The sequence below is a fragment of the Prevotella sp. P5-108 genome, assembly GCF_002251385.1.
Lineage (GTDB): Bacteria > Bacteroidota > Bacteroidia > Bacteroidales > Bacteroidaceae > Prevotella.
Window position 1 is genome coordinate 17,442 of sequence record NZ_NPJJ01000036.1, and the last position, 17,635, is coordinate 35,076.

Here is a 17,635-nt window from a genome sequence, read left to right on the forward strand (position 1 = left end):
CTCCTTTGATTACATTGGCATACAGCCATGTTTCTTTGCTGGTAATGACTGCTTCTTGGTAGCCAGCTGAGCCAGACCGCGGCATATACGGAAGCGGGTGTTGCGAGGCTCAATCACATCATCAATGTAACCATACTGGGCTGCCTGATACGGATTGGCAAACATCTCTGTGTATTCCTCTTCCTTCTCGGCCAAGAATGCGTTTACATCCTCGCCTGCCTCCTTCTTGGCTTTGGCCTCGCGGGCGCACAATACGGCTACTGCACCGCTGGCACCCATTACGGCTATCTCTGATGAAGGCCATGCGAAATTGAGGTCAGCACGCAGCTGCTTGCAACCCATTACGATGTGCGAACCACCATAGCTCTTGCGCAGTGTGATGGTAATCTTTGGCACTGTAGCTTCGCCGTAAGCGTAGAGCAACTGTGCTCCGTGCAGAATTACTGCATTATACTCCTGTCCTGTACCAGGAAGGAAACCGGGTACGTCTACCAGTGATACGATTGGAATGTTGAATGCGTCGCAGAAACGTACAAAGCGTGCACCCTTACGAGAAGCGTTTACATCGAGCACGCCAGCGTATGCAGAAGGCTGGTTGGCTACGATACCCACGCTCTGGCCGTTGAAGCGAGCAAAGCCGGTGATGATGTTCTTGGCGAACTTGGGCTGAACCTCAAAGAAATCTCCGTTGTCGGTAATGGCTGTGATGACCTTGTACATGTCGTAGGCCTGGTTGGGGTCCTCGGGGATAATCTCGTTGAGCAGGTCGGCCTTGCGGTCAATGGGGTCGTCGCACTCGCATCTAGGTGCTTCTTCCATGTTATTGGAAGGAATGTAAGATAGCAGTGTCTTAATCATATCCATGCACTCCTCCTCGGTCTTTGCGGTAAAGGTGGTCACACCGCTCTTGGTGGCATGTACGCTGGCACCTCCCAGATGCTCGGCGTCAATGTCCTCGCCTGTAACGGTCTTTACTACCTTCGGGCCGGTAAGGAACATATAGCTGGTCTGCTCCTTCATGATGATGAAGTCGGTAAGAGCGGGTGAATATACGGCTCCACCGGCGCAGGGACCAAGGATGGCGCTAATCTGGGGAACTACTCCTGATGCAAGGATGTTGCGCTCGAAAATCTCGCCATATCCGGCAAGCGCGCAGATACCCTCCTGGATGCGGGCGCCACCAGAGTCGTTCATGCAGATAACGGGGGCTCCCATAGTCATAGCCATATCCATCACCTTGCAAATCTTCTGTGCCATGGTCTCAGAGAGAGAACCGCCATTTACAGTGAAGTCCTGTGCATATACATACACCAAGCGACCGTCGATGGTTCCGCTTCCCGCAACCACACCATCGCCCATATACTGCTTCTTGTCCATGCCGAAGTTGTGGCATCTGTGGAGCTTGAACATATCGTACTCCTCGAAGCTGCCTTCATCCAAGAGCATGTCTATACGCTCACGAGCTGTATATTTGCCACGTGCATGCTGCTTTTCGATTGCCTTTTCGCCACCTCCAAGACGTGCTTGCTCGCGCTTCGCAATCAGCTCTTTGATCTTTTCTACTTGTTTACTCATAATCGAATATCTTATGTTTTCTATTGTCTAAACTCGTGCAAAGTTACTAATAAACATTCAAATCAGAGAAAAAAAACATATTTTAATTCATTCCGTGGTTATTTTCTCTTATGATGAACGAGGTAAGGTTGGATATAAGTGACGTATTCGCTTTCAAAGTTAGGAGTCAAGATGCCGTTACCGATGGTTTGCTCTATCTCATGGATGCTCCAGTATCTGCCTCCGTCGAGCTCGTCGTGGTCAGGGACAATCGTGCCGCGATAATGGCACAAATAGACGTTGACCAACTCGTATTCGGTCGTGCTTTCGTAGGCGTAGCGGGTGACGAACTCCGGCACAAAGTCGCTTATACCTATCTCTTCTTTTACCTCTCTGCGTAGGGCGTCTTCGATGTGTTCGCCCAAGTCAACATGACCTCCGCATGCGGTGTCCCATTTTCCAGGCTGGATATCCTTCCATTCGGGACGGCGCTGGAGGTATATGTCCCCGTTGTCATTGATTACGTGCAGATGGACCACTGGGTGGAGTATCTTGCAGCCATCGTGGGCGTGGCCTCTGGATATGGTGCCGAGGAAGTGGCCTTCTTCGTCAACGATGGGGAACAGTTCGTATCGATTGTCTTTCATTGTCGTGTCTCAGAGCTTGTCAAAGAAAGTGAACATGCCATCGAACGCACGACCGATGTCAACCTTGCGGTCGAAGATGCCAAAGAACGCACTGCCGCTGCCACTCATCTGTGCATAGATGGCTCCCTCCTGATACAGGCGTTGCTTGATGTCGGCAAGTTCGGGATGCAGGGCAAACAGCGGTTTCTCAAAATCGTTTGTGAGTTCGTCGCGCCAAGTCTCGATGGGCTGTCTGACAATGTCGCGACAACACTTGGCTGGCATTTGTGGGACAATGTGGGCAAAGGCTTCCTTCGTAGAGATGGCAATGTCTGGTTTGACGATACCTATGTAGTAGGTGTCAAGCGCATCCCATGGTCCGTCGGTCGGTTCGAGTATCTCTCCGATACCCGTGGCATACGACGGCTCGGCTGTGATGAAGAATGCGCAGTCGGCACCCAATCTGGCTGCATAGCGCTCCATCTCTGCGTTGCCCATATTCAACCTGAACCGCTCGTCCAGCAGACGTATCATGTAAGCAGCATCGCTCGAGCCACCTCCAAGTCCTGCCTGAGATGGTATCTGCTTGAAGAGGTGGGCGTGGATGCGTGGAAGGTCGTAGTCCTGGGCAATCAGATTGTATGCCTTGACCACCAGATTGTCTTGCTCGTTACAGGCAACGGGGATACCATAGATTTTGAGGTCGCATGCAGTGTCTACGGGAAATTCGTCGTCCATGCGTTTGATTTCCAAGGTATCGGTGAGCTTAGTGGGATAGAACACCGTCTGGAGCTCATGATACCCGTCGCTCCGCTTGTTTACAATATTGAGACCAAGATTAATCTTGGCGCAGGGGAATGTAATCATATCGCAATCATAATTATTAGCGTTGCAAATTTAGTTAAAAATAATTATTCGTACGCTTGATATGAGGAAAAAAGTGTTGATGGATACCCTAAAAAGTCATTTCTCCACCTCTTGCCCAGCATCCTCTGTGTATGTAATGGCGCTTATGAGGAGAGGGGATGTCAAAGAAAAGCCGCAATGTACGACCAGGGTACATTGCGGACATAATCTTGCGGCAGCCGAGGACAGCCCCCGAACTATAGAGTGGATCAACGCTCGCAGTCGGGGCTATAAATCGCTACTTTTATCACGCCCTCTTCCTTGTTTTCGAATATCCGGTACGCCTTTTCTATCTCGCTGAGGGGGAAGCGATGAGTGATAAGCGGCGTGGTGTCAATCTTGCCTTGCTCGATGAGACGGAGTATCTCTTCGCAGTCGCATCCGTCTACGCCACCGGTCTTGAAGGTGAGGTTTTTGCCATACATATCGGGTAGGGGCAGAGTCTGAGGTTCGTCGTAGAGTGCCACGACAGTGACAATGGCATTGGGACGAGCGCATTTCCAAGCCAGCGCGAAGGTATTCTTGCCTCCAGCCACTTCCAGCACTCTGTCGGCGCCACCGTTGTCGCTATGGGATCTGACGAAGTCCTCGCAGTCTTCGGGAACGGTAAGCAGCACATCGGGGTAATGCTCCTTAACAAAGGCGAGGCGCTCTTCCGACTTTTCGCACACGATGATGCGCTTGGGATGCTTGAGCATGACGCAGAGCAGTGTGCAGATACCGGTTGGGCCGGCTCCGATGATGAGCACGGTGTCGTCTTCGGATATTTCGCTGATACGTGCAGCCCAGAAGCCAGTGGCAAGTATGTCGCCAGTGAATAATGCCTGTTCGTCTGATACGCCATCCGGAATACGGTTTAGCCCTTGGTCGGCCAGCGGAACGCGTACATATTCGGTCTGTCCGCCATCTATCCTGCATCCCAAGGCCCAACCGCCATTGGGTGAGGTGCAGTTGTTCACGTAGCCATGCTTGCAGTAGAAACACTCACCGCAGAACGTCTCTACGTTGACCGTGACGCGGTCGCCGACCTTTACTTTGTTCACATCCTTGCCCACATCCTCGACCACTCCCACCATCTCGTGGCCTACGGTGATGCCCGGAACGGCTCTCGGCACGCTACCGTGCTTGATGTGGAGGTCGCTGGTGCAGATGCTGCTCAGCGTTACTCTCACCAGAGCGTCGGTAGACTCCTGTATCGATGGTTTCGGTTTCTCGGTCAGGGCAAATCTGCCTTTTTCGATATATGTATATGCTTTCATTATTTAGTAGATGTTTGAGTTATCTTTTCTTGAATGTTGGTGGCATGGGTCTACAGCTCTCTGCTATACCTATTTATATATAGTAGCCACAATCCGCCGCGGCCCACCATAGTCTCTGAACTCGCAGAGATAGATGCCCTGCCACGTACCGAGGTTGAGCCTTCCGTCGGTGATGGGGATGCTGAGGCTGACGCCAAAGAGCGAACTCTTGGCATGGGCCGGCATGTCGTCGGCACCCTCCAGCACATGGTCGTAGTAAGGCTCATTCTCCCTGACGATGTGGTTCATGATTTTCTCCATATCCGAGCGCACGTCTGGGTCGGCATTCTCATTGATACTTAGTGCGCAGGAGGTGTGCTTGATAAAGAGATTGAGCAGCCCGGCCTTGGGGAGCGGCTTGGGCAGCCTGTCGATGATTTCGCGGGTCACGAGGTGACATCCGCGGTGCTTGGCGGCGAGCGCAAATTCCACTTGTTGTATCATTACTCTTCGCCCTCCACTTTGCATGATACGAAGTGCATGTCTCTTTCAGCCTTCTCGCGAGGGAAGGAGAAGTAGGTGCAAGTGGCTTCGGTGCAGATGTTGCCGGCCGAGTCGGTGAGCGTCGCGTCGATGACGACGATGTTGCGCCTCTGCTCGCGTATGTGTGCCCTGATGGTAAGCTCCGTGTCGTCTGTCGATATCGGCCGCTTGTAGCGGGTTTCCATTTTCGATGTCACACCGGTGGTCTGCAGCTTGCGCATGACCACCCAGCCGCATACTTCGTCGAGCAGCAGCGCCTGTATGCCTCCATGCAGGGTGTTGAGCCACCCCTGATAGTTGGCTGATGGCTTCCACTTGCTTATGATGTCCTCTCCGTCTTCATAGAAACAGAGGTGTACGCCGAAGGGATTGTCTGGGGCACAGCCGATGCAGTTGTAGCCTTCCATACCCGTCCATGGGTTTATAATCTTCTTGATGTCCATAATGCTTTTTGTTAGAGTTGGTGACAGCGCCATTGTCTCAGACGCTCGCATGACATGCAATATGCCCTCAAGGGTTTCGTTTGCCTTTCCGCAGCGCACGTTTGCGTTTGTCGAGATGGCTGTTCTCCCGTTTCCGCTCGCTTATGCTGCCACGGCGACGGACTTGGTCATGATGAAGGCTACCTCGCCATGCCCATTCAGGCAGACGATGACAGAAGCCACCACCGACCGCCACCGCCGGGCGATGCTACTCGGCGGCATTGATAGCGCCAAGTATCTGCTCGGCGTGTATTTTGGTCTTGATTTCCTTGGGAGTGAAAATCTTTTCGATGATGCCTTCTTCGTTTACGAGATACGTAGTACGCAGGATGCCGATGGTGTGGCGGCCACAAGCTACCTTCTCGCCCCAACAGCCGAGCTGCTGCAGCAGGGTGGTCTCAGTGTCGGCAATGAGAGGGAACTGCAGGCCGTGGGCATCGGCAAACTTCTTCTGGAGAGCTTGTTTGTCCTTGCTTATGCCGATAATCTCGTAGCCGGCGGCAGCCAGCTCTTCCTTGTGCGCTTGCAGCGAACAGGCTTCGGCTGTGCATCCGCTGGTGTTGGCTTTGGGATAGCTGTAAAGCACTATCTTGCGACCGCGATAGTCGCTCGCTTTAATTTCGTGTCCGTCTTGGTCTATGCCAAGAATCTCTGGAATTTTATCTCCTATAGTCATGGTTGTGGTGTATTGGGTTATAGTTCTCTGACGAAATGGGGGAAGGCCTCGTCGCCCATGTGGGGCGCGTATTCGAATCCTTCGTAACTGAATGTGGTCAATTCTGCAGGGCTGACCAGTTGGTTGTTCGCTATGTATCTTACCATTGCTCCACGGCACGACTTGGCCCACACGGCTTGCATCTTGAGACTGCCGTCTCGCTGTCGCACATAGAACAAGGGATGGATGACTCTCACCTCCTGGCAGACTCTCTTCCAGTCGAACAGATGCTCATATTCTTCGGTCGAGAGGTGTATCAGGATTCCGTCGTCCATCTTCACGCTGTCTATGAGCACCTCTGTCAGCCTGTCTTTCCAAAACTGATTGACCGGCTTGTCATTGGTGGCATCTAATGATACACAATGCTCCATGCGATAGGGCACTATACCGTCCATGGGACGAAGTATGCCATAGAGAAAACATGTTATCCAGAGGTGTTTCTGCGCATATATCAGCGCTTCTTCGCCCAGTGAGGCAGCTCTGAGGTGCTTGTATGCCTGCCCGTTGTAAGCAAGTATCGCTGGCAGCTTGGTCGCCGTGGCATAGGCGTGATATCGCTTCAGGTTTTCGGCAGCTATCTTGTGGCTGCAGTCCAGTTGGCGTGCCAGTTCGTCCACGTCCATTCTCGCCATTTCGGCAGCCAGAGTGTCGGCGGTCGATTGGAAGAGTGGGGTAGTGAGAGGTGGCCTCTCCGCCTTGTCAAACATGATTTTTGCATTGGCCAATAGTATCTGCATATTCTCTCGCGTGTTCTTTGGATTTTATTTGGGTATGTCCAAGGTCAGCCCTGTAGGGCTGCAAGTCATCGGTGCATGCACCGAAACTTCGTTCGTCAATACCTTTTTACAAAATTCTAAAAAATCCTTGAAATATGCAAGCAATATGGCCAAAAACTTGACCTATACCATGAAAGATGTCTTCTGCGCCGTAAGGCAATTCCAGTCACAGCGCCGCCAATTCTATAGTATGGTCATCGTAAAATCAGTTTCATGATGCGAAACAATGAATTCAGACCCGGAACAGATTATTTCCCTATCGGAAAGAAATAATTCCAACCCCCATTTCCCCACAAAAGCCATCGCGGTAAGTTTGGTTTAGTTTGGCAATAATTTATGGGTGATAAAAGACAATATGAGTTGGCATTTGCTTGGCGTCACAAGTATGGCTGCGTGAATGACTCTCGACGCTCCAACTCCAGTAGTTTCTTCTTGGCATCCAGTCCGCCGGCATAACCGGTCAGAGTATGGTTGCATCCGATTACTCTATGGCAAGGAACGAGGATGGAGATGGCATTGGCTCCGATGGCCTGTGCCACCGCTCTCACGGCATTCGGTTGACCGATGCCTACAGCAATGTCCTTGTAGCTTCTGGTCTCTCCGTAAGGAATGTAGGGCAGTGACAGCCACACTCGCTTCTGAAACTCGGTTCCGCAGAGATGCAATGGGATGTCAAAGGTCATGCGGCTTCCTGTGAAGTATTCATCCAGTTGCCCCATGGCCCGTTGTATAACATCCGAACTGCGTCTTGCAAATTCTACACGCATGATCCGTATGACTCGTCTCATATTGCGCTCAGAACAAGGCATGTCGTTCCAGTCGCATAGGCACAATTCATCATCAACAGAAGCCAATACCATCTCTCCGCAAGGCGACTTATAATACTGTAAACAGGCTACGCCTTTTTTCATATTAGTCATTTTATAGTTGTAGTTGGCTGCTAATAGTCTCAATGTACTCAAATAACGGAAAATATCAGCTAATCTTGATTTTATCATGTTAAAAAATGTTGGTATTCTAATCTGGCGATTAGCGATAAGCTGTAACGTTTACTTTGCTAAAAATCAAAAGTTGACGTACGATAATTGTAGTAATCAGCAACGAAAACATGCGTATAGCCATCATATTGACTCCACACGCAAGCTGCAGCAACGCAGAACAGATGGTCACCAGTGTTTCGCGGAAAGCCAAGCAGTCGCGTTTTATTAGTCATAGAAACGGATTTGGTGGAAACCAGACACTTTTCGTGTAGATTTAACTACTGTTTATTTTAACTCCAGTATACGATAGAGTGAAGGCGGGCTTCTGGTTTACTACACAGATCGGTACTGCGTTTCTACTGCTCTGGGCTGTGGTCCTTGTCATCTTCATCGAAGGCTTGTCTGTTTATAATGTAGGCTTGATGACATTCGGTCTTTCTTCTTCTTGCAAGGCATAGTTGAATAAACCATATTCGGCTCTTGTTACGTGTGTCGGCAGGGTAATCTATAGCCTTAGCCATATTACCTCAAGAAATATGGCTCCACATAGGTATGTGCATATACGCTATCAGGGCAATCTGTATCAAAAGAATGACAGGAATGCCATATTTGAATTTCTTGTGCATCGTCTTATGGCGCCAAACTCGCATGGCGATCCATGCTCCGATGCTTCCACCGAGGACAGCCAGCATCAAAAGTGTGGCTTCCGAAATGCGCCACATCGCTTTCTTGGCCTCGTATTTGTCAATGCCGTATACTATGAACGTAACAGCATTGATGGCAAGAAGATAGTAGGAGAGGCAACTATGCAAAGTGTTCATTATAGTATTCAGAAAACTCTATGAGTATTTTGGTGGCAAGAGGAGCGTACCAGGTCTTCACTTCCTGTTCTGTAGGAGTGTGGCCGCCAGGAAAGTGGAAGGCGTTGCTGTAGTGCTCCAGAAAAAGAGGCGAGAAGTTAGCCAGTGTGTCCTTCTCACCAAAAAGTCCCCACACACGATTCTTGTAATATGGGTTGCAATGGGCAAACTGTATGGCTTCCAGCTCAGCAAACTCCGCAATTAGCGCCTCGTCAATCACCAGTCGCTGATTGCCGTCTCTTCGTGGCGCCTTGTATTCATGCTCGCCGATGCGCTCTTTCAGAAACTCCGTCATCTTGAAATGTGGGTTGCCGAGTAGGGCAGGGATGTCCACCACAGGTGCAAGCATCTGCGCAAGAAAAGCTCCGCAGCTGTTGCCCAAAAGCAAGTCGGGCTGCTCCCGGTCGATAATGGTGCTGATCGCTTTCAATGCCTCCCTGGGATGGAGTGGCAAGTCGGGAGTCAGCACCACCGCCTTCCCCACGAAAGCCTCTTGCAGGGCTTTCGCCATCGGGCAACTGCCTGTGGCAAAGAAACCGTGTAAGAATAGTATTTTCTTCATGCCCAAATCTTTAATTCCGACCATCTATGAAATGCTTGAAAATGCAAATGCTGTGTGACTCTACTTGCCGATGCAGAGCATCTAACACCTTGATAATCAAATATAAACACAATGCAGGAACAGGGTTTGAGCCGTTGTTAGAAACGGTGGTTTTGCTTCTGCAAATCGCTGATTCTCAACGCTATATGCTGTAGTGTTCATATTTGTTTTCTCTTGTTTTCACGTCCTACTTTCCAATACAGAGCGTGTAACACTCTGACTATCAGTGAATATAGTGTATAAAGGTCGGTAATTGAGCCGTTGGTCACACTCTCTGCACTTCCCTGTTAATCCTTTGAATATCAGCGGTTTTGCTGTTTTGCCATGATTTGACCTTCCATTGGGGAGATGTCTTCTAATTAACATTTTCTACTTTCCCACGCAGATTTTCAACACATCTGATTATCAGTGTTTTACGTATTAAAAGGACGATAGTTGAGCCGTTGTCCTTTTGAAAACATTTTAGCTTGATTATCAGCTATTTGTCTAAGTTTTGCTTTCTCTTCTTTTCATTTTGAACCTTATTTTGCAGATTGTAAAATTAACATATTTAACATACAATAACACGATATTGCTATGTGCTCATATCAAAACGTAGCGTAATCTTGCTTTGTTCTGCAGATCCAGTTGTTCAACATGAACACCTCGAAGAACTTGTATGTGTTCATTCTGGCATATGCTTTCATGCTTTTTGGAGAATGCAATTCTATCTTGGCTCGACATCTTGCCGATAAGATGTATGAGTTGCAATCTATATTACCTGTTCTAATGATGATGCAAAATTACCACAAATACTTTTCATTGTGGCATTTTTATACTGAAATCAGTCAAAACACCTCAAAATTTAACTTTCTTCAGTAAAGAGAAAGAAAAAATGGAGTATCAGCTATTCATACAAGTTTATTTCGTCATATACATATATATGGCTTTCATAAACCTGTAAACTCAATCTCTGTTCCTGTTCTAAGCCATTTGAGGTCATGACATTTGAGTTTGGAGAACATGTATATATACATGAGTAATTCTAAACTTAAACTTACATGCCATAAGTTGAGCCCGATGGCTGCTCATTGACGGCAGGGTCAGTCCTTCTTTTTTCTCCTTGCTGAATTACCTCTTTCTTTAGCTTCTGTGAATCGTTGCGAGAACCGTATTGCGTTTACTCTCGACATCCTAATCCCCAGGTGTGCCTTCCTCATGTTCCCTTCCTTGTGCGTTCTCCGTCTTTTTCATCGTATTTGCACCCCCAATCTCTTCATGCTGTTGCTCAGTTTCCGACCATCCTTCAACGGCTATCTGCACGATATTTGTTCATCGCTTGTTTATCTGATATAGATACCTGTTTCCTTTACCTAACACCGACTACTTGATTTTCTGTACTTTTCTCCACTTCTTATTTTGGACGAAGCAGACACACTTACTTTTTCCGTCGCAAAGTTAGTGCAAGCCGCATTGTATCAAGTATCAGTGCCTTATTACCTGAATTATTTCAAAAACTTTTTCGTCTGACATCATCCAAAAAACTTTTCTGTGCCAAGGTGAAATAATTCGGTAATTCCTTGCTTGCCTGCTTTCCTTGCTAACTCTGATAGCAACGTAAAAAATAAATGTTTCACTTCTAAAATATCAAAGTTATGAAAAAGATTGAAAATTCTTTCGTAGTAAGCGGTTTCGTAGGTAAGGATGCAAGCATCCATCAGTTCTCAACAGCAAGCGTTGCACGTTTCTCACTGGCCATCAGCCGTACTGAGAAGAATGGCGAGGAAACAAACCGCACATCAGCCTTCATGAATGTAGAGGCATGGCGCAAAAACGAGAACACCTCTTCCTTCGATCGCCTTGTAAAGGGAACTCTCCTTACGGTAGAAGGCTACTTCAAGCCTGAGGAATGGCAGGATGCCGATGGAGTTAAGCACAACCGTGTGGTTCTCGTCGCAACCAAGTTCTACGAAGCTGTGGAGAAAGAAGAAACTCCTGCTCCACAGGAGAGCAAGACAAAGAAGGGCAAATAACCCTTCTCGTCATCAAAGAGCGGCCTTCGGGTCGCTTTTTTTATGCATCTCCTTTTCTTTGCCGAATGGGTGTTCCTGTTATAATGATTGCCATACATCGACTTCTGGGAATCGGTAGAAATTCTGTTGCGAAGGTAATGGTTACGTCTCATCTCCTGCAAGGTCAAGGCTGCCCGCTTTGATGGAAAATCTCCACACCTTTCGGGTAGTATTTTGCATCAAAACCTTGCCAAGATAGCCGTAACACCTTCTGAAAGCAACATAATTTTTAACCATTCCCGAAGTAGTTGATCTACGAAAGGGAGAAAAAACAATATCAATATGACGACAAGAGAATCGATTTTGAGCCGACTGACCAAGGGTGTTAGTGGCACAGACCAGGAACTTTTCAGCAAGGATGAGTTGAACAAGTTTGCGGACTTCTACCGTGACAAGTGGGACGAGAACACAAGCGAAGACGTAATTGCTGAGTCCTTTGTGGATTATTGGTGGGACACTGACAGAGCCTGCCGTAGATGCTCTGAGTGCGGCAAACTCATGCGTGAAGGCTATTGTGTGGATATGGGAGTAGCCTACTATTGCAGCGAGGATTGCTTACATAGTGACTTCACAGATGAAGAGTGGGCAGAAGAATGCGAAAGCAATGACCAGAGTTATTACACAGAATGGTAACAATTCTATCAATTCAGATATGGAACAGAAAATGACTATCAATGGAGTAAGCACCTGCACCATCGCAGGTGCTGAGAAATACGAGAAATATCAGTCGGGCATAGGCAGAAAGAGACGTACACTTGTACAATATGACTACCGACATGTGGACGGCGAACTCTTCTCTTGTGTATGCGCAACGCTTGAAGAGTACCGGAAGAAGCGTGATGAATGGATGAAAAGGAAGGAGGGAACAAGATGATTACTCATTATAAGACACTTGTTGTCAGATTTAACTCGCCCATTGCAGTAATAGATGAAGTCTTTAACGATGTGGCTTTTTTGGGAGTTGGCAATCTGAAAGAGTGGATTGACGATTACGAAAGCACACGTTTCACCGCAATAGACGAACAAACGGCAGTCATCACAAGCGAGTATAATATGGAATGCGTAAGAGAATGGCTTGAACATCATGCCACCTTCGCAGTAATAGCAGAATACTAATAGTGTGGCGGTGCATCTACCGCCCACATTTCACAATAAACAAATAGACAGTTATGGCAAATCAGGCAACTACCACCTACAAGGTGACAGGTTCTCGCAAGGCTGTGAGCGACCTTTGGAAGACCCTTCAGGGCATGAATGTGAACACCAAGAATGTATGGCTGAACGAATTGGCAGACTTCTATGGCATCGACTACGGAGCAAAGCAAATCAGCGTCAGAGGGCATATCTATTGGGCAGAGTATGAGGAAGATGACGAGAATACTCTTCTATCGTTTGAGACAGAAAGCGCATGGGATGCGTGCACCGAACTCTTTGAGGAGATAAACCATCATCTACACGATGAACTCTCTATCAGTTACCGAGTTTGTGAATGTGGATGCGAAGTTTACTACGTCCATGATGAAGGCTCTTTTTTCCCCGAAGAGTGTTGTGTCAGTTCAAACGGCAAACCATTTGAGGACGCTTATGATGACGTTTACGATACGGTGAAGGATGCTATCAACGAATGGGTATCAAAGACCGGAATCGAACAAGGAGAACGCACAGAGGAACAGATGGTTGACTTCATCAACGAGTATGAGTATGAGAATGAAGAAACCTACTTCTATATTCGGGTCTTCACTTTTGAATAAGAAACAAGCGAGAGCATGAGCAAGCCTTGTGCTCTCGCATTAAACCTACACAGAATATGTACGAATATGAATCAGAATTATTGGGAGAGTCTTGCGAACTGGGAACCCCATGGAAAGGCTGCCGCTTTGCTACAATCATTGAAGATTATGGAAAGGAACTGCTTGTACAAGTGAGCAATGGTGCAGAGGTGACAGTACTCAGAGACGAGGTGTTTATACTCTGACCACCTAACACTTCTCCTGACTATAAAGGCTGTCAGGAGAAGTGACAAGGCTAACCAAAGTAACGTCAGTAACTTTGTACACGTTAATACAAGTAGCCACGTAGCCTTGTGGACTTGTATAGTTGTACACATTTATACATATATACATAATGGAAATAAGTATGAAACAGAAAATCATTACGTTCGCCAACCACAAAGGAGGGGTGTCAAAGACCACTTCCACAGCCTCTATCGGGGCTTGCATGGCGCAAATGGGAAAGAAAGTCCTGCTCATCGACCTCGATGGACAGGCAAATCTCACATTGTATTTCATCCCTAACGAAGATGAGATTGAGACCAGCATCTTTGATGCTCTCGTAGATGGAGCACCATTGCCAGTGAAGCATATTAGGGAAAATCTCGACCTTGTGCCATCTTCACTTGAAATGGCGAGTGCGGAGATTGCCCTGACCAATCTCCTGGCAAGAGAACAGCTGCTCAGTAGGCTTCTTGACCCAATCAGACAGGACTATGAATACATCCTCATCGACTGCCCACCTTCATTGGGCATCGTCACCACGAATGCCTTTCTTGCAGCCGATGAAATCATCGTGCCAATGACTCCTGAGCTGCTTCCGCTCAAAGGAATGAGGATGCTTGATGCTTTTGTGACCAACCTCCAAAGAGTGAAGCCCTCTCTTCGCCTGGGAGGTGTGTTCATAGCCCGCTTCAACCATCGAAAACTGAACAAGGTGGTTGAGCAAGCCGTAAAGTCTCGCTACGAAAGCATCACCATGAAGACCCGAATCCGTGAGAACATAGCCCTCGCCGAGTCGGCAGGAAGCGGAAAAAGCATCTTCGAGTACGACCCTAACTCCAATGGAGCCAAAGATTACCTTGCGTTGACGGAGGAGATTATTTCACGTAATCAATAAAGACCATGGGAAAGAAGAATATGGACATCCTGCTTGGCAATATCTTGGGAAATGCTGTCGTCAAGCCGCAGGACAGGTATGAAGATCCGGCTGCTCCTTTACCAGAGAATGATGCTCTAGCACCATCTACGAAAGCAACAACCAAGGAAAAGCCTGATGACACTTGGCGACACTTCTCCTTTATATGCTCAAAAGCCCTTGTGGACAAGGTGCAAGCCATTGCCCACAAAGAAGGCTTTACTATCCGTTCCTTTATGGAATATGTAATGAAACAAGGTATAGAGGCTTATGAGTCCAAGCACGGAAAGGTGAAGAAAATCAGGTCGAAAGAAATTCATGAGGTGATGTAGCCATGTGGATAAGTAGCCATGTATATGTGTGGACGTGTACACATGTGGACATGAATACATATAGACATGAATACATATATATATGTGGACGTGAGAACATAGTTCAAAACATTAGTAACCAATAAAATAAAAAGACAATGAAAAAGTATTTCCTAACCGCCATCCTGTCATTGTTGGTGGCAACAGTGTTTACCTCTTGTGGTGATAATGACATTATCGAAGGAACTGAAAAACCATCATCCGAGCTCAAAGTATGGGTAGAGCCGTATCACATCAAAGGTGCGTCCTTGGATGAAGTAACAGCTTACATGAGTGTTACAATGATGCGTTACCATTTCGAGGCAGAGAACAAGACCGCTGATAGTTTTCAGTTGGCATATAAGACGGGTAATGGCAACGAGGCTATTCTCTATAGTTTCTTGCGAAGCGACAGCACCCTGTATTCAGTCATTGATACGGAACTTATCTCCAACAGCCGTCTGATAATAGACTATCTGAAGAAACACTACACTCTCGTATCTGCATCCGATGAACCTTCCTACCAATACTGTTTCACCACCGAGGATAGGTCTATGGTCATTACCACCATGAAGGTGTCTGATGTATGTTTCAACGTGAACTATTCCTTTGTTTATTCCTAAAATCCGCAAGCAATCTCAATGGCAATCTCAATTGCAGTAAAGAGCTTGAACACTATGCATCATGATAGTATGAGCGTGAATTTTGTCCGATTTGTGCATACCTTCCCCTTACCCCACAATGCGACTTGAGGCAATACGCAGATTAAAACCATAAGGAACGGACTTTATCCGAATCCAGTTTTGAAAGGTCTTGCATAAGCCCGGTTTTCAGTATAGATATTCAGCACGTATTGCCTTGCTGTCATGATCCACTTGGCAGGTACGGAGATGAAGCTGAAGACAAAAGCCTTTATGCGACTCGTTTCCTTGAGCCCGAAAGCCTTGGTGTCAAGCTTGCTAATGATGGTCTTATAGAAATTGTGTATCAATGCCGTAAGCAGAAGGAATACGGTGTTCTCTGACATGAACGACTTGGGGAGCCTGTTCCAGCCGAATCCGTTGTTCATATCATCGAATATACGCTCTTTGCCCCCACGCTTGTTGTAAAATTCGACGATGTCTCTTGTTGATGAGTCATAATCGTTGGTAAGAATGCATCTGTAGGTGTATTCACCTTCCCACAAGTCAAGCTCTCCATCCATGCGCTTTTGTCTCTGAATGACAAGACGATAGCACTTGCCTTCCCATTTCTCAACAAGAATGGAATTGAGTTCAAACTGGATGCCGTTGATTTCCTCCGTCTTCCATCCCCTCAGTGAAAACAAGTCATCGTAGAGCGAACTGCATCTGTTGGCGCGGATGTAGAAGTGCGTGCAATGCTTCTCTATCTCACTGACAATTTCCTTCGAGCACGAACCACAGTCGGCTCTGAAGCGATTCACACGGATGCTGTTGGCTTCCAGTAGGGCAAAGAATCTCTTGTGGGTCTCAGCCTGATAAAAGCGCACATTTGTGTTGCCATCGCTGTTCTCGACATAGACAATCATGTCACCGATGACATATACGCCAGGTCTGTAGCCGAGGAACTTCTTGTATGTCGGTTTTGCATCATACTTCTCTGTTTCAAGGAACTGATGGTCGAAATCAACATCGTAGGTTTCCACCTCATTCAGTTCACCAGTGGAAACCAAGGCTTTTATAAGCAAGGCGTTGAGCTTGTCTGCCGTATTGAAATCATAGGTCTTGCCCTTATCGGAAGTATATGAGATGTTTTCCTGTGTCAGTTCCTTGATGGCTCTGAGGATGGTATCAGAGCTGCATGTGCGCAAGGTCGGATGATACGAGAGATGACGCATCAGATGCGATGTTACATCCTCCACGCATGAACCGCCACAGAAGTATACGCTCATCAGAGAACGAATAATTTCGCTGTACTGGTATCCGATGATACTGCGGCATCTCTGACCAAGTGTCTGGTCGATAATAGGTGAAAGCATGGAGTCAAATTGCTCCATGATTGAAAAAATTCCTCCAAAAGGTGTGAGTTTTTCAGATTTTATTTGTACCTTTGCCATGTCTTGTTACGATTTACGCTTGTTTTGATTTGCAACACTAAGATAAGTGAAAAATCTGACATGGCAAAATCCTGAGCAACTTTTTGTTGCTCAGGAACTTATAAATAAAGTTAAATCAAAGTGTTGCGGAATTAAGGAGATTAAGATAAAACCGCGAGTTATGTTGCGGTTATCCGTATTGCATAACTCGCTTATTGAAGCAGAGATGTAATTACGGAGGAAAAACAAATGAATAATAATTTATCACGCTTTGCAGACAGCAAGGTTTATTTTCAATGCCCAATTTGCACAAAATCAATGGATATACAAGGCAATAGCCTAATTTGTAGACATGGACATTGCTTTGATATTTCAAGATATGGGTATGTAAATTTGTTGTTAAAATCATCGCCCAAAACCAACTACAGCAAGCGGTCTTTTGACAACCGGCACCAAATTTTGGAGTATGGCATGTATGATGTTGTGTTGGAGAAAATCATACAGTTTATTTCTGATACGCCATCTATAAGAAACATTTTAGATGTTGGTTGCGGCGAGGGTTTCTATGCAAGGCAGATACAGCAAAGAACAGAACGAAACATCTTTGCCTTTGACTTGTCAAGGGAGGCAATACAGATTGCATCAAAAAAAGACAAGCGCAAAGCAGTGAAGTGGTTTGTTACTGACTTATCAAAAATCCCTTTGAAAGACGGAAGTATGGATTGTATTTTAGACATATTTTCGCCTGCACACTACAAAGAATTTCAGCGATTGCTATCTCCTAACGGATATGTTGTGAAAGTAATTCCTACGAAAAATCATTTGAGGGAAATCAGGACTAAAGTGCAAGCACACTTGAAAAAGGGTCAGCGGATTTTTCCGGTTGGTAACACCGTATGTTAGGAATAAAGTGTTGCCAGCCTGTACATGAAGAACCTGATATCCCCTACACCTCTGAACTGTGTTCTAAAAGCCTTGATTTTAGCATTG

Annotated in this window: 23 protein-coding genes and 1 pseudogene; 10 read left to right on the forward strand and 14 right to left on the reverse strand. The window is 46.8% G+C overall.

What is annotated here, in order from left to right:
* Positions 1-9: 9 nt before the first annotated feature.
* The 12 genes from CIK95_RS06980 to CIK95_RS07035 form a co-directional block, all read right to left on the reverse strand.
* Positions 10-1,575, reverse strand: a complete 1,566-nt coding sequence (locus tag CIK95_RS06980; RefSeq protein ID WP_094422182.1) for an acyl-CoA carboxylase subunit beta — start codon at positions 1,573-1,575, stop codon at positions 10-12.
* 98 nt (positions 1,576-1,673) lie between these two features.
* On the reverse strand, positions 1,674-2,201 hold the full coding sequence (locus tag CIK95_RS06985) for an NUDIX domain-containing protein (RefSeq protein WP_094466623.1): 528 nt from the start codon (positions 2,199-2,201) through the stop codon (positions 1,674-1,676).
* Between the two features lie 9 nt (positions 2,202-2,210).
* Positions 2,211-3,047 (reverse strand): 4-(cytidine 5'-diphospho)-2-C-methyl-D-erythritol kinase, encoded by an 837-nt coding sequence (gene ispE / locus CIK95_RS06990; RefSeq protein ID WP_094466624.1) that lies wholly within the window; start codon positions 3,045-3,047, stop codon positions 2,211-2,213.
* A 248-nt stretch (positions 3,048-3,295) separates the two neighbouring features.
* The gene (locus tag CIK95_RS06995) at positions 3,296-4,345 is read right to left on the reverse strand and encodes an alcohol dehydrogenase (protein WP_094466625.1); all 1,050 of its coding nucleotides are present in this window, start codon (positions 4,343-4,345) and stop codon (positions 3,296-3,298) included.
* A gap of 69 nt (positions 4,346-4,414) precedes the next feature.
* Positions 4,415-4,828: a secondary thiamine-phosphate synthase enzyme YjbQ gene (locus CIK95_RS07000; RefSeq protein ID WP_094466626.1), complete on the reverse strand. Its 414-nt coding sequence runs from the start codon at positions 4,826-4,828 to the stop codon at positions 4,415-4,417.
* On the reverse strand, positions 4,828-5,304 hold the full coding sequence (locus CIK95_RS07005; RefSeq protein WP_094466632.1) for a PaaI family thioesterase: 477 nt from the start codon (positions 5,302-5,304) through the stop codon (positions 4,828-4,830). The genes CIK95_RS07000 and CIK95_RS07005 overlap by 1 nt, the downstream gene beginning before the upstream one ends.
* A gap of 253 nt (positions 5,305-5,557) precedes the next feature.
* Complete coding sequence (locus tag CIK95_RS07010; protein WP_022311075.1) at positions 5,558-6,025, reverse strand: peroxiredoxin; 468 nt, start codon at positions 6,023-6,025, stop codon at positions 5,558-5,560.
* A gap of 17 nt (positions 6,026-6,042) precedes the next feature.
* A complete protein-coding gene (locus CIK95_RS07015) occupies positions 6,043-6,801 on the reverse strand; it encodes a YaaA family protein (protein WP_094466627.1) in 759 nt (252 codons plus the stop codon).
* Positions 6,802-7,217: 416 nt separating this feature from the next.
* Positions 7,218-7,751 carry a methylated-DNA--[protein]-cysteine S-methyltransferase gene (locus CIK95_RS07025; protein WP_094466633.1) on the reverse strand — a complete coding sequence of 178 codons (534 nt, stop codon included), beginning with the start codon at positions 7,749-7,751 and terminating at the stop codon, positions 7,218-7,220.
* A 425-nt stretch (positions 7,752-8,176) separates the two neighbouring features.
* Entirely contained in the window at positions 8,177-8,341 is a 165-nt protein-coding gene (locus CIK95_RS13180) for a hypothetical protein (RefSeq protein WP_158214728.1), read from the reverse strand.
* A gap of 6 nt (positions 8,342-8,347) precedes the next feature.
* Positions 8,348-8,641 carry a DUF1294 domain-containing protein gene (locus CIK95_RS07030; RefSeq protein WP_094388271.1) on the reverse strand — a complete coding sequence of 98 codons (294 nt, stop codon included), beginning with the start codon at positions 8,639-8,641 and terminating at the stop codon, positions 8,348-8,350.
* Positions 8,625-9,242 carry a YqiA/YcfP family alpha/beta fold hydrolase gene (locus tag CIK95_RS07035; RefSeq protein WP_094386646.1) on the reverse strand — a complete coding sequence of 206 codons (618 nt, stop codon included), beginning with the start codon at positions 9,240-9,242 and terminating at the stop codon, positions 8,625-8,627. The genes CIK95_RS07030 and CIK95_RS07035 overlap by 17 nt, the downstream gene beginning before the upstream one ends.
* A gap of 1,673 nt (positions 9,243-10,915) precedes the next feature.
* Between CIK95_RS07035 and CIK95_RS07045 the strand changes: the two genes are divergently transcribed.
* The 9 genes from CIK95_RS07045 (at position 10,916) to CIK95_RS13465 (ending at position 15,212) form a co-directional block, all read left to right on the forward strand.
* The gene (locus CIK95_RS07045; protein WP_027326084.1) at positions 10,916-11,293 is read left to right on the forward strand and encodes a single-stranded DNA-binding protein; all 378 of its coding nucleotides are present in this window, start codon (positions 10,916-10,918) and stop codon (positions 11,291-11,293) included.
* A 321-nt stretch (positions 11,294-11,614) separates the two neighbouring features.
* Complete coding sequence (locus tag CIK95_RS07050; RefSeq protein WP_094378792.1) at positions 11,615-11,965, forward strand: hypothetical protein; 351 nt, start codon at positions 11,615-11,617, stop codon at positions 11,963-11,965.
* A gap of 19 nt (positions 11,966-11,984) precedes the next feature.
* The gene (locus tag CIK95_RS07055) at positions 11,985-12,206 is read left to right on the forward strand and encodes a DUF3873 family protein (protein WP_094466634.1); all 222 of its coding nucleotides are present in this window, start codon (positions 11,985-11,987) and stop codon (positions 12,204-12,206) included.
* Complete coding sequence (locus CIK95_RS07060) at positions 12,203-12,448, forward strand: hypothetical protein (protein WP_173839808.1); 246 nt, start codon at positions 12,203-12,205, stop codon at positions 12,446-12,448. Before CIK95_RS07055 ends, CIK95_RS07060 begins: the two co-directional genes overlap by 4 nt.
* 53 nt (positions 12,449-12,501) lie before the next feature.
* Complete coding sequence (locus tag CIK95_RS07065) at positions 12,502-13,083, forward strand: hypothetical protein (RefSeq protein WP_094440821.1); 582 nt, start codon at positions 12,502-12,504, stop codon at positions 13,081-13,083.
* Positions 13,084-13,139: 56 nt separating this feature from the next.
* Positions 13,140-13,307 carry a ribonuclease P gene (locus tag CIK95_RS12845; protein WP_144007540.1) on the forward strand — a complete coding sequence of 56 codons (168 nt, stop codon included), beginning with the start codon at positions 13,140-13,142 and terminating at the stop codon, positions 13,305-13,307.
* 161 nt (positions 13,308-13,468) lie between these two features.
* A complete protein-coding gene (locus CIK95_RS07070) occupies positions 13,469-14,221 on the forward strand; it encodes a ParA family protein (protein WP_094378785.1) in 753 nt (250 codons plus the stop codon).
* A gap of 5 nt (positions 14,222-14,226) precedes the next feature.
* Positions 14,227-14,571, forward strand: a complete 345-nt coding sequence (locus CIK95_RS07075; protein WP_094378783.1) for a hypothetical protein — start codon at positions 14,227-14,229, stop codon at positions 14,569-14,571.
* Positions 14,572-14,891: 320 nt separating this feature from the next.
* Entirely contained in the window at positions 14,892-15,212 is a 321-nt protein-coding gene (locus tag CIK95_RS13465; RefSeq protein ID WP_254046436.1) for a hypothetical protein, read from the forward strand.
* Positions 15,213-15,376: 164 nt separating this feature from the next.
* Here CIK95_RS13465 and CIK95_RS07085 read toward each other — a convergent pair whose 3' ends face one another.
* Positions 15,377-16,666 carry an IS1380-like element IS614 family transposase gene (locus CIK95_RS07085; protein WP_094381291.1) on the reverse strand — a complete coding sequence of 430 codons (1,290 nt, stop codon included), beginning with the start codon at positions 16,664-16,666 and terminating at the stop codon, positions 15,377-15,379.
* 228 nt (positions 16,667-16,894) lie between these two features.
* Between CIK95_RS07085 and CIK95_RS07090 the strand changes: the two genes are divergently transcribed.
* On the forward strand, positions 16,895-17,548 hold the full coding sequence (locus tag CIK95_RS07090; protein WP_254046437.1) for a methyltransferase domain-containing protein: 654 nt from the start codon (positions 16,895-16,897) through the stop codon (positions 17,546-17,548).
* On the opposite strand, the pseudogene CIK95_RS13345 reads toward CIK95_RS07090, so the two are convergent.
* Positions 17,545-17,635: pseudogene (locus CIK95_RS13345) on the reverse strand (transposase); the annotation flags it as partial. The gene CIK95_RS07090 and the pseudogene CIK95_RS13345 sit on opposite strands and share 4 nt — an antisense overlap.

Coding starts and splice junctions, on each gene's coding strand:
- CIK95_RS06980 (WP_094422182.1), bottom strand. CDS start 1,575: ATGAGTAAACAAGTAGAAAAGATCAAAGAGCTGATTGCGAAGCGCGAG.
- CIK95_RS06985 (WP_094466623.1), bottom strand. CDS start 2,201: ATGAAAGACAATCGATACGAACTGTTCCCCATCGTTGACGAAGAAGGC.
- ispE (WP_094466624.1), bottom strand. CDS start 3,047: ATGATTACATTCCCCTGCGCCAAGATTAATCTTGGTCTCAATATTGTA.
- CIK95_RS06995 (WP_094466625.1), bottom strand. CDS start 4,345: ATGAAAGCATATACATATATCGAAAAAGGCAGATTTGCCCTGACCGAG.
- CIK95_RS07000 (WP_094466626.1), bottom strand. CDS start 4,828: ATGATACAACAAGTGGAATTTGCGCTCGCCGCCAAGCACCGCGGATGT.
- CIK95_RS07010 (WP_022311075.1), bottom strand. CDS start 6,025: ATGACTATAGGAGATAAAATTCCAGAGATTCTTGGCATAGACCAAGAC.
- CIK95_RS07015 (WP_094466627.1), bottom strand. CDS start 6,801: ATGCAGATACTATTGGCCAATGCAAAAATCATGTTTGACAAGGCGGAG.
- CIK95_RS07025 (WP_094466633.1), bottom strand. CDS start 7,751: ATGAAAAAAGGCGTAGCCTGTTTACAGTATTATAAGTCGCCTTGCGGA.
- CIK95_RS13180 (WP_158214728.1), bottom strand. CDS start 8,341: ATGGCTAAGGCTATAGATTACCCTGCCGACACACGTAACAAGAGCCGA.
- CIK95_RS07030 (WP_094388271.1), bottom strand. CDS start 8,641: ATGAACACTTTGCATAGTTGCCTCTCCTACTATCTTCTTGCCATCAAT.
- CIK95_RS07035 (WP_094386646.1), bottom strand. CDS start 9,242: ATGAAGAAAATACTATTCTTACACGGTTTCTTTGCCACAGGCAGTTGC.
- CIK95_RS07045 (WP_027326084.1), top strand. CDS start 10,916: ATGAAAAAGATTGAAAATTCTTTCGTAGTAAGCGGTTTCGTAGGTAAG.
- CIK95_RS07050 (WP_094378792.1), top strand. CDS start 11,615: ATGACGACAAGAGAATCGATTTTGAGCCGACTGACCAAGGGTGTTAGT.
- CIK95_RS07055 (WP_094466634.1), top strand. CDS start 11,985: ATGGAACAGAAAATGACTATCAATGGAGTAAGCACCTGCACCATCGCA.
- CIK95_RS07060 (WP_173839808.1), top strand. CDS start 12,203: ATGATTACTCATTATAAGACACTTGTTGTCAGATTTAACTCGCCCATT.
- CIK95_RS07065 (WP_094440821.1), top strand. CDS start 12,502: ATGGCAAATCAGGCAACTACCACCTACAAGGTGACAGGTTCTCGCAAG.
- CIK95_RS12845 (WP_144007540.1), top strand. CDS start 13,140: ATGTACGAATATGAATCAGAATTATTGGGAGAGTCTTGCGAACTGGGA.
- CIK95_RS07070 (WP_094378785.1), top strand. CDS start 13,469: ATGAAACAGAAAATCATTACGTTCGCCAACCACAAAGGAGGGGTGTCA.
- CIK95_RS07075 (WP_094378783.1), top strand. CDS start 14,227: ATGGGAAAGAAGAATATGGACATCCTGCTTGGCAATATCTTGGGAAAT.
- CIK95_RS13465 (WP_254046436.1), top strand. CDS start 14,892: ATGATGCGTTACCATTTCGAGGCAGAGAACAAGACCGCTGATAGTTTT.
- CIK95_RS07085 (WP_094381291.1), bottom strand. CDS start 16,666: ATGGCAAAGGTACAAATAAAATCTGAAAAACTCACACCTTTTGGAGGA.
- CIK95_RS07090 (WP_254046437.1), top strand. CDS start 16,895: ATGAATAATAATTTATCACGCTTTGCAGACAGCAAGGTTTATTTTCAA.